At 57.2% G+C, this 16,269-nt stretch carries 13 protein-coding genes; 8 read left to right on the top strand and 5 right to left on the bottom strand.

Translation table 11 applies throughout. The features are described from left to right. Positions 1-221: 221 nt before the first annotated feature. From DWV16_RS09435 to DWV16_RS09415, 5 genes are all read right to left on the bottom strand, one after another. Positions 222-3,305, bottom strand: coding sequence for an efflux RND transporter permease subunit (locus tag DWV16_RS09435; RefSeq protein WP_066457769.1), 3,084 nt, complete (start codon positions 3,303-3,305; stop codon positions 222-224). Between the two features lie 6 nt (positions 3,306-3,311). After that, complete coding sequence (locus tag DWV16_RS09430) at positions 3,312-4,943, bottom strand: efflux RND transporter periplasmic adaptor subunit (protein WP_118478931.1); 1,632 nt, start codon at positions 4,941-4,943, stop codon at positions 3,312-3,314. Positions 4,944-4,979: 36 nt separating this feature from the next. Next, positions 4,980-5,681, bottom strand: coding sequence for a winged helix-turn-helix transcriptional regulator (locus DWV16_RS09425; protein WP_147349454.1), 702 nt, complete (start codon positions 5,679-5,681; stop codon positions 4,980-4,982). 164 nt (positions 5,682-5,845) lie between these two features. Then, a complete protein-coding gene (locus DWV16_RS09420) occupies positions 5,846-7,222 on the bottom strand; it encodes a hypothetical protein (protein ID WP_066457779.1) in 1,377 nt (458 codons plus the stop codon). Positions 7,223-7,493: 271 nt separating this feature from the next. Continuing rightward, positions 7,494-7,718, bottom strand: a complete 225-nt coding sequence (locus DWV16_RS09415) for an HPr family phosphocarrier protein (protein ID WP_118478927.1) — start codon at positions 7,716-7,718, stop codon at positions 7,494-7,496. A 249-nt stretch (positions 7,719-7,967) separates the two neighbouring features. Here DWV16_RS09415 and hrcA point away from each other — a divergent pair, with 249 nt between their 5' ends. The 8 genes from hrcA to DWV16_RS09375 all read left to right on the top strand — a co-directional run bounded on the left by hrcA (position 7,968) and on the right by DWV16_RS09375 (position 16,263). Then, positions 7,968-9,044 carry a heat-inducible transcriptional repressor HrcA gene (gene hrcA, locus DWV16_RS09410; protein ID WP_147349453.1) on the top strand — a complete coding sequence of 359 codons (1,077 nt, stop codon included), beginning with the start codon at positions 7,968-7,970 and terminating at the stop codon, positions 9,042-9,044. Positions 9,045-9,072: 28 nt separating this feature from the next. Beyond that, positions 9,073-9,657 carry a nucleotide exchange factor GrpE gene (gene grpE, locus DWV16_RS09405; RefSeq protein ID WP_118478925.1) on the top strand — a complete coding sequence of 195 codons (585 nt, stop codon included), beginning with the start codon at positions 9,073-9,075 and terminating at the stop codon, positions 9,655-9,657. Positions 9,658-9,885: 228 nt separating this feature from the next. Then, entirely contained in the window at positions 9,886-11,739 is a 1,854-nt protein-coding gene (dnaK, locus tag DWV16_RS09400; protein WP_066457788.1) for a molecular chaperone DnaK, read from the top strand. Positions 11,740-11,817: 78 nt separating this feature from the next. Next, a complete protein-coding gene (gene dnaJ / locus DWV16_RS09395) occupies positions 11,818-12,978 on the top strand; it encodes a molecular chaperone DnaJ (protein WP_066457791.1) in 1,161 nt (386 codons plus the stop codon). Positions 12,979-13,128: 150 nt separating this feature from the next. Continuing rightward, positions 13,129-14,052: a 50S ribosomal protein L11 methyltransferase gene (gene prmA, locus DWV16_RS09390; RefSeq protein WP_066460360.1), complete on the top strand. Its 924-nt coding sequence runs from the start codon at positions 13,129-13,131 to the stop codon at positions 14,050-14,052. 84 nt (positions 14,053-14,136) lie between these two features. After that, positions 14,137-14,862 carry a 16S rRNA (uracil(1498)-N(3))-methyltransferase gene (locus DWV16_RS09385; RefSeq protein WP_066460361.1) on the top strand — a complete coding sequence of 242 codons (726 nt, stop codon included), beginning with the start codon at positions 14,137-14,139 and terminating at the stop codon, positions 14,860-14,862. A gap of 42 nt (positions 14,863-14,904) precedes the next feature. Next, entirely contained in the window at positions 14,905-15,687 is a 783-nt protein-coding gene (locus DWV16_RS09380; protein ID WP_118478923.1) for a D-alanyl-D-alanine carboxypeptidase family protein, read from the top strand. A gap of 3 nt (positions 15,688-15,690) precedes the next feature. Then, the gene (locus DWV16_RS09375) at positions 15,691-16,263 is read left to right on the top strand and encodes a hypothetical protein (protein ID WP_066457797.1); all 573 of its coding nucleotides are present in this window, start codon (positions 15,691-15,693) and stop codon (positions 16,261-16,263) included. Positions 16,264-16,269 lie beyond the last annotated feature (6 nt).

Raw genomic sequence — 16,269 nt, 5'->3', positions numbered from 1 at the left:
CGTTTGTTGTCAGCAGCCCGTTTCACGGTCTGCGTGTAGTTCCTTGTAAACTGACCTAAAGCGTGCATCAAGGAAATCTAAACTTTCTTTCAAGGGGAAGCGTTCCCTGTCAATAGAACGATCCAGCAGACCGTATGACTTCAAATCATACACAAAAATCCCGCCTGCATTTTGCAGGCGGGATTTTATGGATAGCATTCCCGGTTGGAGGAGAATCGCCGTCAGCGGAATTCCTCGGGGATTTCATCGGTGCCGCTCACCTGGGGCTGTTCGCGCAGGTTGCGCTTGAAAAGCGATTTGCGGCCGGTCTTTTTTCCTTTGCGGCGGCGGTCCTCGCCGTCGAACAGCAGATACATGGTCGGGATAAGGATGAGGGTGAGCAGGGTGGAAACGGTCAGGCCTCCAATGACGACCACCGCCATACTCTGCATCATCTCCACCTCGCCGCCGATGCCGACCGCGGTTGGCAGGAGGCCGAGGACGGTCGTTGTGGTGGTCATAAGGATCGGGCGCAGCCTTGTGCGTCCCGAGAAGATGAGCGCGTCGCGCGCGGGCATACCCTGCTCACGGCGCAGCGTATTGGTATAGTCGATCAGCACGATGGCGTTGTTGACCACAATACCGACCAGCATGATGAGGCCGATGAGGCTGGTCATCGAGATCGACATGCCGGTGAGGATCAGCGCCAGGAACGCGCCGGTCATTGAGAACGGGACGCTCAGCATAACCACAAGCGAGAATTTCATCGATTCAAACTGCATGGCCATGACCACGAACACCAGGAAGATCGCGGTGGCAAGCGCGCCGTAGATGTTGCCAAACTCCTCGTTCATCGTGCGCATGCTGCCCCCGGCTTCCACCGTCACGCCGTCCGGCAGGTCCATCTGCTGCACGCGCGCCACAATCTGGTTCGACAGCTGGGTGGCGGAAGCCCCCTGCGCGGTCTGGCCGGTGACCGAAACCTGATAATCCCCGTCGTAGCGCTGGATCTGGGCGGGGGAGTTGTTATAGACGATCTGTGCCACGTCGGTGAGCGGAACTTGGCCTCCCGAACGGGTGTCGATCATGAGGCCGGAAAGGTCGCTCACGTCCTGGAAACGGTCTTCCGGGTACATGACCTTGACGGAGTACTCCTCGTCGCTGGTCTGCAGATCGGTCGCCTCGATGCCGGAGAGCATGTTTTTGACGGTTGATACGACGGCCGATGGGGTGGTGCCGATTGCCGCGGCCTGCACCGGGTCGACCACGATCTCGGCGCGCGGGCTGCCGTCCGACAGGCTGGTGGAGGCCGAATCGATCCCCTCGGTTGCCTGCATCAGGGCTTTCACCTGATTGGAGGTTTCCTCCAGTACGTCGAGGTTTGAACCGCTCAGGTTGATGGTGACGCCGCTGGAGCCAAAGGACATGGAACTGCGTTCCTCCACCTCGACCGAGGCGTTGTCGATATCCGAGGTGAGTTTTCGCATCTGGGTGATAAAATCGGCAGTGCTCATCGAGCGGTCGTCTTTCAGATAGACGGTGAGGCTTGCCGAACCGCCATTGCCGCGCATCGAATAACTTTCGACATCCGGCTGTCCAGAGACAATCTCTTCGACCTGGGTCATGATTTCGTCGGTCGCGTCGATGTTGAGCCCTGTTTTGGTCGTGACTGAAATACTGATCGAGCCTTCATCGCTCGATGGCATGAGCTCCATATCGATCTGGGTAAACATCACAGCCGTGCTCGCGAGCAATGCGATCGCGACGATGATAACGACGATCTTGTGGCTGAGCGCACGCCCAAGGAATGCTGCGTAAACCCGCTCGAGCTGATGCAGCTGTGTGTTGACGAAGGAATGTTCCTTTTCGACCGGCTTCATCCGTACGAACAGGAGCGGCACCATGGTGAGCGCCGAAATGAGCGAAGCGGTCATCGAGAAGACGATGGTGAAGCCAACCTCCTTGAAGAGCTGGCCGGACATGCCTTCCATCAGCGAGATCGGCAGGAAAACGACGATGGTGGTGAGGGTGGAAGCGATGACGGCGGAATTGACAAGGTTTGCGCCCTGGATGGCGCTCTCCTCAAACGAGCGGACACCGTCGCGCGCCCGAAAACAGCTGTCGAGCACAACGATTGAGTTATCCACCATCATGCCGATGCCGACGACCAGGCCGCCGAGCGACATGATGTTGATGGTCATGCCGAAGCAGGCCATGAGCACAAGCGCCGCGAAAACCGAAAGCGGCATCGAGGTGGCGACGATGAGCGCCGCGCGCCAGTCGCCGAGGAAGAGCACCAGGACGAGCATGGCAAGCGTAAGGCCCAGGACGAGCGTCTGCACAACGTTCATGATGTTTTCGAAGATGGTTTCACCGGAGTTGTTCGTGATGGTGACCGCAAGGCCCAGGCCCTGCTGGTTCAGCTCGTCAACCACCTCCACGATCTCGTCGCAGACTTCGATCGTGTTGGCGCTCTGGTTTTTCGAGACCGAAAGGGAGATGTTGTCCATGCCGTTATAACGGCTGATGGAGGACCTGGTTTCTTCCGCCATAGAGATGGTTGCCACATCCGATACATGGATGATGTCGCCGGAGGGAAGGGAAATCGGGATGGTTTCAAGGCTTTCATAGGTGTCGTAGCTGACGCCGCCCTGCAATGTCAGCTCGATCTGGCCGCGGTTGATCGTGCCGGCGGTGGTGTTGAAATCCGCGCTGGCAATGGCGGAGGAAACGTCGGTCATTGAAAGGCCGTACTGGTTCATCTCCTCCTCGCGCAGGAGCACCTGGACATATTCGCGCTTACCGCCGCGCATGCTGACTTCCGATACGCCGGAGATCTTCTCAATCTCTGGGACAACGGTGTTTTCAATATAAGTATAGATATTGTCGCTCGCGTTGGTGGAGATCGAAAGATCCATGATGGAAGAGGAGTCCATGCTCATCTCCATAATGGTGGGATCGTCGCAGCTGTCCGGCAGCCGCAGCCGCTGGAGTGCTTCGTTGATCTCGTCGTATTTTTCGTCCATGTCGGTGCTGTAGCCGAATTCCAGCATGGTCATGGAAGAGCCCTCGGAAGAACGGGAGGTCATGCTGTCCACGTCGCTGACAGTGGAAAGGGCGGATTCGACGACGTCGGTGACGAGGCTGTCCACCTCCTCCGGGGAAGCGCCCTCATAGCGGGTCATTACCATAAAGACAGGCATTGACATTTCCGGAGTGGATTCCATCTCCATGTCAAAAACCGAGGAAATCCCAAAGAAGAGCAGGCACATCACGCACATCAGGACCGAAACCGGCCGCGTGACGGATAATTTTGGAAGTGTCATGGGCGGTTAATCCTCCTGTGCGGGCATTTCGGGAGCGTTGGGGGCTGTGGCGGCGTCCGGCGCATCAGTGCCTTTCGCGGACCGGCTTTCAGTCGGCTCGGCTCCAGGGGCGCTGTCGGGCGCGGCGGCGGGGGCTTCCTGGCCTTCTGCAAGTTCCACAGCCGCCCCGTCCTTCAGGTCGGGATGCCAGGTGGTGATGATCTCGCTGTCAAGCGAAAGCCCGGACACGGCAACAACCGTTTCAGAGTTGGACATGCCGGTTTCAAAATCCGTGCGGTGGGCTTTGCCGTCCGCATATGTAAAGACGTAAGCCTGGCCGTCGTCATAATAGACCAGGTCGATCGGGACGAGGATGGCGTCCTCCACCTTCTGGGTGGCCGCGGTCACCTTGACCGAAACGCCGGTGAGCAAGCTGCCGTCACCATCCTCAATACGGGCCTTGATGGGGAACAGGCCGGTGGAATCGTCCGCTTTGGAATCGATCTCGATGATGGTGGCCGTATATTCCTTACTGCCCTTGGTCACGGTGACTTCGTCGCCGATCGAAAGGGCGGTGGCGGCGTCGGCCGACGCGTTAAACTTGACGGTGAGGGTGTCTTTGTTGGAGATGACGAAGGCCGCGTTTTGGGTGGAGGCGGGTTCGTTGGCAGTGATGTTTTTTGATTCGATTACGCCGGAGATCGGCGCGTAGACCTTGTATTTATCGAGCGAGGAGGCGCTTTGCTCGAGCGAGAGCTGCGCGGATTTGAGCTCCGCCTCGGTGGCCTTCTCGGTGTCCTCATACGAGCCGCCGGTCACGAGATTGTAGTTGTCGAGCGCCTGCTGGTAGTTGGTTTTGGCGGTGTTATAGGAGTTGCGCAGATCACGGGCCTCGCTGTCCTCATCTGCCTCGAGATCCTTGACAGCGTTGTAATACATCGAATAATCCTGGTACGCCTGGCTGTATTTTTCTTCATATTCGGCGATTTCTTTTTCGATGGCCTCCTTTTCAGCCTCCCCCGCTCCGGCGAGCTTATCCTTCAGCTCGTCGATCGTCTTGTCGTAGGCCTGCATATTGTCCTGCGCTTTCTGCGCGGCGCGTTCGGCCGAGAGCAGGCTGTCGTCATAGCCGTCGTTATAGTCCTTCAGTTTCAGACGGGCATTATTGAGGTTCTGCTGCGCCGATTCGAGCTGCGACTTTGCGGAAGCAACCTTCGATTCGTAGTTGCTGCCGAGGGTGGTGTCGGCGCTGATCTGTTTCTGTTCGTAGCTGGCCTGCGCGATCTGATAGGCGAGCTGCGCGTCGGTGTCGTCGATTGTGAAGAGAAGTTCTCCCTTCTGCACGGTTTGGCCAGCTTCAAAATAGATTTCGGTCACCTTGCCGCTGGTCTCGGGGTAGACGCTGACGCTTTCAGCTGGCTCGATCTTGCCGATGAACTCGGTGCTCCGGGTGAGGCCGCCGGTGGTGGGTGTCTGCAATTTTACGCTGATGACGCTTTCGGAGAGCTCGACTTGCCCCATATTTCCTCCGCCGGGACCGCCCATCCCGCCGCCGGGGCCGCCGCCCGCAGCGAAAACGACCGTGGATACAGCGACCGCGCCGAGTGTGAGAATCGCGATGCCGGAGGCAAGTTTCTTTTTGCTCAACGATATTTTCATGTTAAACGCTCCAATCTCCAGATGATGTAGGGTTTCTCAGATTGCCCGCGGGACGGTCTGCCGGGGATACTCCCCGTCCCAGCGGAACAGATATCCCGTTTTGCGTACCGCGGCGATGGATGTGCGATAGGGTCCAAGCTTTGCGCGCAGAGCGGTGATGTGAGCGCGCAGGGTGTGCAGCAGCGTTTCGTCCGACCGTCCCCAAACGGCCTGCATCAGCTGTTCACAGCTCACTGGCCGGTTTTGATTTTTGACAAGGCAGCAAAGCAGGTCGAATTCGAGCGGAGTCAGGGCGAGCGGTTTGCCGTCGCACAGGGCGTGCCGCTCATCCGGGAAAAGGCACAATCCGCCAGCGCACAGAGCGGCTTCCCCCCGCCCGGCACGTTCGAGCAGTGCGGAAAGTTTTGCCGCGAGCAGGCCCGGTTTGCCGCTTTCAATGAAGTAGACGCCGGAACGGTTGCGCAGGTCGCGGATCCATCGCTTGTTTTCCGCAGGGGAAACGACAATGATCGTGGGAACTTCCAGAAATCTTCGGATACCGCGACTGGCGTCAAACGAAGGGCGCAACCCGAGCGAGGCGCCGAATACGACTGCGGCGGGCGGCGGGGATAGCGCCTGCGGGATCTGACCGAGCCCCTGTGCGAAGACGGGGAAGAAGCCCTGCCGCCAGAGACATACCGCAAGCGGGCGGCAAAGCGCCATATGGCTTTCAAAGATCAGAATCCTGATGCATATCACCTCCCGGCGAAAATCACTTCACCTATTTTTGAGCTTGAATGTGGGCGAAAGTACAAAAAATTATGAATAAATTGTGTCGTTTCCATAAATATTTTGAATACGAAAGGAAAAAGAAAAACGCACCATTCCCGTTTTGGGAATGGCGCGTTAGATGTGCCGGTGTTTCAGGTGTTTTCCACGGCTGTTTTGGCCGCTGGTGCGCTGGCGAAGATATAGGTGCCGAGCTGGCGCACCTTGAGGCGAAAGACAAGCTCGTCGTTTTCATTTTCACAAAATTTGCCTTTGCCTGTGATGTCGGTGAGGATTCCATCAATCTCTTCGTAGACGGCGATGGCCTCCGTTTCAATGGACGGATCTCCGTCCTCATTGAGATAGGGGACGTTCAGATCGAGCGTCGCGCGGGACACGGCGGAAATCTCCGGATTGCCCACAAAACTGCGGATAAAAGCGTCCTGGCCCGCGAACCGGCCGGCGTAATCGGAATGGTTCCATCTGGTGGAAAGCTTCGGATAGTAGATCTTTACATTGCTGTCTGCGGTAAAGTACAGTACCGCGAGGGTGTTGTTTTCATCCGTCCAGGTGACTTCGTTGTCTTCGTTTTTCACAGGTTTTGCAACCATGCCGCCGTCGCCCGCTGAAAAGTCCCGGTCCCCGCGAAGCGTTTCATTTGTGAGGTAGAAAGCGGGGGAAAGAAAGGTGGCTTCGGCGCCTTTTGGCACGATCACCGCCCCGTTTTCCCGAATTTCCTTTTTGGCCTTAACCGTCACCTTTATCTGAATTTTGGTTTCGCTGTCGTCGTTCGTTTCCCGCAGAGAGATTTCCGCAAAGGATTTGCGTGTGCCGCTCAGCGCGGACTCCTGCGCCCCCGAAAAAACACTGTAGGCGTTATCGAGTTTCTTCTCAAGCCATTTGGCGGAGAGAACCTGTTTGCCGCCTTTCTCTTTGGCAATCCTGACCGAGAAAAACGCATCGTTCAGCGTGGCCGAGAACGGATAATAGTACACTTTGTTGTCCGAACGAACCGCGTCGTTGCCGGACGCGGCGGAAAGGAGCTTGGACGTTTTGTCCACGAACAGGCTGGACGCGTCCGAGGTCGGCGCAAGATATGCGCGCAGTTTCGCTTCGGCGGTATCCGGGACAGGTTCGGGCCCCGGTCCGGAAACGGAAAAATGCTCCCGGACGGAAACCTCATAGTTTCCGCCGCCCAGGCCGTTCACCGACATAACTTCCCAGCCGTCAAAGTCCGTTTCGTCTTCCACCCGGTCGCAGGAACCGAGCTGCTCAACCTGCGCAAGGGTATAAAGCGTGCGGTCTGCTATCGGGTCGCCGATGATATCGTCGCGGTAATAGTAGGAGATGGAACCGCCCGCGCCGATTTCAACCGTATCGCCGGGCTGCAAAATCTGCCCGGCTGAGAGGCCGCCAGGATGGTAGCTTGCCGCGGCGGCAACGGCAAGGCTGAAAGCGCCTGTGAAAATACAGGAAATGGCGGCAAGCATGAGCAGGCCGCGGAAGAAAGGATGCTGTCTGAGCCGGACCATAATAAAATCCCCCTTGTGATATTGTCCAGATCAGTATAGAAAAGCGCCGCGCTGCTGTCGATTTCCCATATTCCCAATTGCTTCTGAAATTGGGAACAGAAGGAAAATTTTGTCGAAATTTGTCGATTTTGAACAAAGAAAAACGGCCCCGGCAATTCGCTTCGGGAGCGTGTGAAAAGATTGTACGGGGATTGTAAGAAAAACGGAAAATTATATGACAACAGGAAAGCCCCGCCAATGGCGGGGCGAAGGTCCGGATCTGCTGGGCGGGTTACGCCACGGCCCATTTGCGCAGTTCCTGCAGGAAGGTGCGGTCGTCTGTGACGACTTTGACCGGCTTGCTGTAATCGAGCGCCATGAGACCGAGCACGGATTTTGCATCTGCGATGCTGCCGTCAACAGTGTGCACGCCAATATCCTGTGCGGACTGCATCGCCAGGAACATGAACTGGCGCAGGTCCTCCGCGGATTGGAGCATTACTTCTTTTGTGGTCATTTTGATAGCCTCCTTTTGCGTCAAAGCTGTTAAATATTTATCAATTTCTTGATATCATTAAACACCATCGGGATTAAAATGTCAATATACACAATTAACAAAATTGAATTTGCGCAAAATAGATAAAATTAGCACTCGAAATATATGAGTGCTAAAAATTCTGTAAACAATTCATGAATTCCGATCTCCCTTTCTTGACATCCTGAAAAAATGTGGTACATTATAGTTGTTGGCACTCGGAGATTATGAGTGCTAAGCGGACTTTGCTCAGTTGTGGAATGTGAGGTGTATGCGATGAAGCTCGACTTGAGAAAACTGAAAATCCTGACCGCGATCGTCGAGACTTACATCGATACCGGCGAGCCTGTCAGCTCCAAGATGCTGGCGCAGAAACTTGATATCAACGTCTCGCCCGCGACCATCCGCAACGACATGGCGGCGCTTTTTGATATGGGATTCCTTGAGCAGCCGCACACTTCCGCCGGACGCGTCCCCTCCCACCTGGGTTATCGGATTTATGTCGATCAGCTGATGCACTGCAAACCGCTGTCTGATGAGGAGCGCGGCGAGATTGACGCGCTTTTCAATGTGCATAACCCCGACCCGGACCGGCTTTTGGAGGATGCCGCGCAGGCGCTCGCGGATTACACCAACTGCGCGACCGTTTCCACCACGATCACACCGAAAACAGTGCGCGTCAAGCATATCGAAATTGTTCCGGCGGGCGTGCGCACGGTGGTCATCCTGGTCATCGCCTCGAACGGCGTCATCCGCGACAAGGTCTGCCGGGTGGATTTCGGCATCACCGCGGAGCTGCTCGAATTTATCAATAAGTTTATCAACGGCCGTCTGGTCGACAAATCGGTCAACGACATCTCCCAGTGGTACATCAATTCGGTTGCGGTCACGCTGGGCGAATATTCCCGGCTGTTTACCCCGATTCTGGCCACCGTTTACGAGCTCTGCAAAGAGATCGATGAAGGCCAGTTCTATACTTCCGGCGGGACCAACCTGCTGGGATATAAGGAGTTTTCCGATGTGGCGCACGATTTGCTGCTCACCATGCAGAACCGCGACCATCTGCTTGGCGTTATCGGCTCGAAGGACGACGCCGTTTTCATCACCATCGGCAAGGAAAACAGCCGAAGCGAGCTGGCCGACACGTCTGTGGTGGTCACCCGTTACTCCATCGGAAAGCAGAACGCGGGCGCGATTGGCGTAATCGGCCCGGTCCGGATGGATTACGCAAAGATTATCCCGCATCTTGAATATTTTTCGCAGACATTAGGGAAATTATTGGCGGAGACTTTTGAACAGGATGCGTAATAAAAACACATAGAAGGTAGGGAACAGATTGTCTCAGAAGCATAAGCATGAGCAGCCCATAGGCGAGGCGGACGAGGTCCAGGAACAGACGCAGCCGGAAGAAAAGACTCCGGAAGCGTCCGAGGAAACCGGGGAAGAAAAACAGCCGGAAGCGGAGCGCAAAGAGCCTGAAAAGACCGAGGCGGAACTGCTGGAAGAGCAGGTTTCGCAGCTGGGTGACAAGCTGCTGCGCACAATGGCCGAGTATGACAACTTCCGTAAGCGCAGCCAGAAGGAGAAGGAAGCGATTTACCCGCAGGCAACCGCAAATGCGGTGGCGCAGTTCGTTCCGATCATCGATACGTTTGAACGTGCGCTCGCGGTGGAATGCGCGGACGCGGAGTTTAAAAAGGGCGTGGAGATGATCCTGCAGAACTTTAAGGATGTGCTCGAAAAGCTCGGAGTCGAAGCGTTCGGCGCTGCGGGCGAGCAGTTCAATCCGGATCTGCACAACGCTGTGATGCACATTGACGATGAATCGCTTGAGACGAACATCATCACCGATGTGTTTCAGAAGGGATATAAAATCGGCGACCGGATCATCCGGCACGCGATGGTCAAGGTCGCAAACTGACCAGGGGGCGCTTTTGAAAAGTCTCCTTTGAAGCCCCTCGGGGCTTTCGGTCCTGCCGCGCCGCGAAGATCTTAAAGTTTCGTCGACCTTTTTAAAGGCTGGAGACATGGGGGCCGGCCTTTCCCGCGGGCCCTGCTTCAGGCGGTTTTTTTGCTGCTTTTTCAAGGAAAAGAAAGCAGGCATTCACCACGTTAAAATTTATTCCAATATATATGGAGGGCATTCATTATGGGAAAAATCATCGGTATTGACCTTGGTACTACAAATAGCTGTGTAGCGGTTATGGAAGGCGGCGAGCCGGTCGTCATCGCGAGCGCGGAAGGCAATCGCACGACCCCTTCGGTCGTTGCATTCTCGAAAACCGGCGAGCGTATGGTCGGCCAGGTTGCAAAACGCCAGGCGATCACCAACCCGGACCGCACGATTTCTTCGATTAAGCGCCACATGGGCACCGATTTTAAGGTGTCGATCGACGGCAAAAACTACACTCCGCAGGAAATTTCCGCGATGGTCCTGCAGAAACTGCGTGACGACGCGGAAGCTTACCTCGGCGAGAAGGTCACCGAAGCGGTCATCACGGTCCCGGCGTATTTCTCCGACGCGCAGCGCCAGGCAACCAAGGACGCGGGCCGCATCGCGGGACTTGATGTAAAGCGCATCATCAACGAACCGACCGCCGCGGCGCTCGCCTACGGCATCGATAAGGAAGCCGATCAGAAGGTCATGGTTTATGACCTCGGCGGCGGCACCTTTGATGTTTCGATCATCGAGATGGGCGACGGCGTGCAGGAGGTGCTCGCCACCAACGGCAACACCCGCCTGGGCGGCGACGACTTCGACCAGCGCGTCATCGATTTCCTGGCAGATTCCTTTAAGAAAGAAAACGGCATCGATCTGCGCGGCGACAAGATGGCCATGCAGCGCCTGAAAGAAGCAGCGGAAAAGGCGAAGATCGAGCTTTCCGGCATGACCCAGGCGAACATCAACCTGCCGTTCATCACGGCGGACGCGACCGGCCCGAAACATCTCGATGTGACCCTGTCCCGCGCGAAATTCAATGAATTGACCGCCGACCTGGTCGAAGCGACCATGGTGCCGGTGCGCAAGGCGATGGCCGACTCCGGCCTCAAGGTTTCCGACCTCGACAAGGTGCTGCTGGTCGGCGGTTCGACCCGTATCCCGGCTGTGCAGGAAGCGGTCAAGGCGTTCTGCGGAAAAGACCCGTTCAAGGGCATCAATCCGGATGAGTGCGTCGCGGTCGGCGCGGCGATCCAGGGCGGCGTGCTCGGCGGCGATGTAAAAGGCCTGCTGCTGCTCGATGTCACCCCGCTTTCCCTGGGCCTTGAGACCCTCGGCGGCGTCTGCACCAAGATCATCGAGCGCAACACCACCATCCCGACCAAGAAATCGCAGATCTTCTCCACCGCCGCGGACGGCCAGACTTCGGTCGAGATCCACGTCCTGCAGGGCGAGCGCGAGATGGCCAAGGATAACAAGACCCTCGGCATGTTCCGGCTCGACGGTATCCCGGCGGCTCCGCGCGGTGTGCCGCAGATCGAAGTCACCTTCGACATCGACGCCAACGGCATCGTGCACGTGACCGCGAAGGACCTCGGCACCGGTAAGGAGCAGAACGTCACCATCACCGCTTCGACCAATATGTCCAAGGACGACATTGACAAAGCGGTTAAAGATGCGGAAGCATTTGCGGAAGAGGACAAGAAACGCCGCGAGGAGATCGACGTGCGAAACGGTGCGGATCAGATGGTTTATCAGTGCGAGAAGGCGCTGACCGACCTGGGCGACAAGGTTTCCGCCGACGAAAAATCCCGCGTGCAGGCGAAGGTCGACGCGCTGAAGGAAGCCCTCAAGGGAACCAACGTCGAAGAAATCAAAGCAAAACAGGAAGAGCTGCAGAAGGACTTCTATGAGATGTCATCCAAGATGTACCAGCAGGCGCAGGGCGCCCAGGGCGCGGCCGGCCCGGACATGGGCGGCGCGGACGCCGGCGCTGGAGCGGCTCCCGGCGGCGATTATGTCGACGCGGATTACAAAGAGGTTGACGAGGACGACAAAAAATAATACAATAAGCAGGTGCGTTCAGGCGGGGGTAATCCTCCCGCCTGAACCTGTGAACGCAGATAAACAGGGGTGAGGCATATGGCTGAAAAACGGGACTATTATGAAGTATTGGGCGTGTCCAAGGACGCATCCACGGACGACCTGAAAAAAGCATACCGCAAGCTTGCAAAGCAGTATCACCCCGACATGAATCCGGGGGATAAGACCGCCGAGGCAAAATTCAAAGAGGTTAACGAGGCCTATGAGGTCTTAAACGACCCGGCAAAACGCCAGCGCTACGACCAGTTCGGGCACGCGGGCGTCGACCCGTCCTATGGGGCGGGCGCCGGCGGGGCGGGCTTTGGAGGCGGCTTTGGCGGTTTCGACGTGGGAGATATCTTCGAAAGCTTCTTTGGCGGAAGCGGCTTCGGCGGCTTTGGCGGGGGCGGGCGCACCCGCAACCCGAATGCGCCGATCCGCGGCAACGATGTCAATATCACCATCAACCTGTCGTTTATGGACGCGGCCAAGGGCTGCAAGCAGCAGGTGCAGGTGCAGCGGCTTGAAAAGTGCGATACCTGCGACGGTACCGGCGCCAAGAAGGGCACCGCCCCGGAAACCTGCCCGGAATGCGGCGGCACCGGTCAGGTGCGCGTCCAGCAGCGTACGCCGATCGGCGTGATCCAGACCACCCGAACCTGTACAAAATGTTCCGGCAAGGGTAAGGTCGTCAAGGAGCCGTGCAGCGACTGCCGCGGAATGGGGCGCGTGCGCCACACCCGGACGCTGGAGGTTTCGGTCCCGGCTGGTATCGACGACGGGCAGACCTTTGTGCTGCGCGGACAGGGTGACCACGGCCTCAACGGCGGCCCGGCGGGCGATGTGAACATCATGGTAAACCTGCGGCCCGACCCGCTCTTTGAGCGCGACGGATTCGACGTCTGGTGCGACATCCCGATCACCTTCTCGCAGGCGGTGCTGGGCGATGAGATCACCGTTCCCACCATCGACGGCAAAGTGAAATATGATGTGCCGGAGGGCACGCAGTCCGGAACGGTATTTCGCCTGCGCAATAAGGGCATTCCGTATGTGAACGGGCGCGGACGCGGCGACCAGTATGTCAAGGTGAATATCGAGGTTCCGCGTAACCTGACCGGCAAGCAGAAAGACGCGCTTAAGGAATTTGAAAAGCTTTCAAGCGACAAAAACTATGAAAAGCGCAAAAGCTTTTTCGATAAGCTCAAAGATGCGATGAAATAAATGGAAAACCGCGTGAAACAGTCGTTTCACGCGGTTTTTTACTGGATAAAATCCATCCGGATTTTACGGGTGGATTTTACCCGCGCATTATTATATAATGTATCATGAAGTAGCTTGCGCAAGGACAAAAAGAAAGAGAGGGCAAAACGGATGCAGTACAGCGAAGTCAAGCTGAAAATTGCGACCAGGGATGCGGAAACAGCGGCGGCGATCGCAAACCTGGTGGTGCCGTACGGGTTATATATCGAGGATTACAGCGACATCGAAGAACTCGCGCCGCAGATCGCGCACGTCGATCTGATCGAACAGGAGCTTCTGGAACGCGACCGCGAACACGCGGTGATCCATTTTTACATCGCGCCCGAGGAAAACCCGATGGAAGCGGTTTCGTTTGTGAGCGAACGCCTCGGCGCGGCCGGGATCGGTTTTTCGGTGGAGAGCGAGAAGGTGGATGAGGAAGACTGGGCTACAGCCTGGAAAAAATATTATTACCCAACCAAGGTCGGGGAGCGGCTGGTCGTCTGCCCTTCGTGGGAGACTTACGCGCCAAAACCGGGGGAGGTGGTGCTCACGATGGACCCGGGCATGGCTTTTGGCACCGGAACCCACGACACCACCCGGCTCTGTATGCAGCTTTTGGAAAAATACGTCTCACCGGGCGCGCATCTGCTTGATGTGGGCACCGGCAGCGGCATTCTGGCGGTGGCGGCGCTGCTGCTGGGAGCTGAAAGCGCGGTGGGGATCGACATTGACGAGGTCGCGGTGCGGGTCGCAAAGGAGAACGCCGAAGCCAACGGTGTGGCGGACAGGGTGGAATTTCTGGCAGGGGATCTGACCGCGAAGGTGGACGGAAAATTTGCGGTTGTTACCGCGAATATCGTTGCGGATGTGATTATCCGGCTGATCCCCGACCTGGAACGGTTCCTGCGGCCGGACAGCGTTTTTATCGCGTCGGGTATCATCGACACCCGCGCTGGAGATGTGACCGGCGCGCTGGCCGCCGCGGGCTACGAAGTGGTCGAGCGCCGGGAATCGGGCGGATGGGTGGCGCTGGCCGCCAAACAACGGGGATAGCCGTGCGGGCCGGGGAAGCTGTACCGCGCAATTCCCTGCGTTTTTTTGAAAAAAACGCATAAAACTTTTGATTTGGTGAGAATTATGCCGAGATTTTTTACAGGACAGGTGAATGAACAGAATGCCGTCATCGACGGCGAGGACGCGCGGCATATCGCGTTGTCGCTGCGGATGAAGGTGGGAGAAAGGCTTACCGTCTGCGACGGGGACGGCCGGGACTATCAGTGCAGGATCGCGTCGGTTCAGCCGGCGCGGGTGGAGCTCACGGTGGAAGCGGTGGAACCGTCTGCAGGCGAGCCGGGCGTGTTTGTCACACTGTATCAGGCGATGCCCAAAGGCGATAAATTTGAAACGATTGTGCAGAAAGCGGTCGAGCTTGGAGTGGGAAAGATCGTACCGGTGCTGACCCGGCGCTGCGTCTCCCGGCCGGATGGAAAATCGATGGCAAAGAAGCTGGAGCGGTACCGCAAGATCGCGGCCGAAGCCGCAAAGCAGTGCGGCCGCGGCCGCGTGCCGGAAGTGGAGCCGCTCTGTGAATTTCCCGAGGCGGTTGCCCGCATGAAACAGGACGCGCTTGCGATCCTGTTTTATGAGAATGCGGACGAACCGCTGAAGGCTCTGCTGGAACGCAGGCTTGGGAAAAGCGTGTCGGTTCTGGTGGGCAGCGAGGGTGGTTTTGAGCCGTCCGAAGCCGCTTATGCAAAGGAAAACGGGCTGGTCTCGCTTTCTCTTGGCAGCCGGATTCTGCGGTGCGAAACTGCGCCGCTCGCGGCAGTCACCGCGATCCTTTATCAGGCGGGGGATATTTAACCAGCCGCGCGGGATACTAACAGATGAGGTGAACGCATAGTTATGAAACGGATTGTTTCGATGGCATTGGCGGTTGCGCTGTTGGCGGCCTGCACGCCGCGCAGCGCCGGCACGCCGAATCATTCGGCGCCGCAGCCTGAAAAGCAGGCGGCTTCTTCCGAAAGATCGGAGCCGTCAAGCCGGATATCCGAGATCGATTCTTCCGAAACGGCCGGAAGCTTGCCGGAAGGAGCTATCCCGTCCGCGGCAAAGCCGGAAGAAGGGACGGAGGACTGGATGCTGCTTTTGGTCAATGCGCAGAATGGCATTGATGCGGATTACGAACCGGAGCTCGCCGAGGTCCAGAACGGTTACCGGATGGATGTGCGGGCTGTCCCGGCTTTGCAGCGGATGATCGCGGATGCAGCTGAGGAGGGGGTCGATCTGCTGGTCTGTTCGGCCTACCGGCCGTATTCTTCGCAGGAACGCAATTTCAATAACAGCATCCAGACTTATCTGGCGCAGGGCTACAGCCAGGCAGATGCCTACGCGATGACAGCGGCGTATATCGCGGTGCCGGGCTACAGCGAGCATCAAACCGGGCTTGCGGCGGACATTGTGACGCCGGCCTACCAGACGCTTGACAGCGGTTTTGCCGAGACTGCAGCTGCGAAATGGATGGCCGCGCATGCGGCCGAGTACGGATTCATCCTGCGCTACCCGAAGGATAAGACCGAAATCACCGGGATTGCCTATGAGCCGTGGCATTTCCGCTATGTGGGAGAAACGGTCGCGCGGGAGATTACGGACGCGGGGATTTGCCTCGAAGAATATCTCGACAGATAGGAGGTGGCGCCGCTGGATAAGGTTGCCTTTGCGAACAAGGCCACCCGGCTGATCGGCGGCAGGAACGGGGCGACAATGGTTGCGGCCGCTTTTGTGGCGGTGGCGGTGGCTGTTGGAGCCGGGATTTTTCTTGCGGACAGGGTGGATAAAATGCAGGAAGAACTGAAAAACAGCCAGTTTGTTGCGGCTCTGACCGCCTCCGGAGAAAAGAGCAGGATCACGCAGATTCTGGCCGACCCGGAAAGTTCCGAACTGTTTTTGAAATATGTCAACGCGATGGCGGCGGTGCTTACAAACCTTGAGCAGTCGCCGGCCGAGCAGTTCAAGCAGTTTGAAGCGATCCTGGCCGCGCAGGAGGCCTCAGGGGTGAAAATCGAAAGCTTTCTGTGCGACGATCCGGCGGGACGGCTGCAGATGCTGTCGGTGCAAGCGCGGGGCGCGCCGCAGGCGGCAAAGGCTTTTCAGGAAAGCCTGGGTGCGTCCGGGTGTTTTTGTGAGACGGAACTTTCCGTCAATCGTGAAGAAAATGGGCAAGAGTTCACAATCAACTGCTATTTTTCACATGACGATTTATGAAAAATC

Source organism: Anaerotruncus sp. AF02-27, assembly GCF_003465835.1.
GTDB classification, from domain to species: Bacteria; Bacillota; Clostridia; order Oscillospirales; family Ruminococcaceae; genus Anaerotruncus; species Anaerotruncus rubiinfantis.
This window is presented reverse-complemented; position numbering and strand designations above follow the sequence as displayed.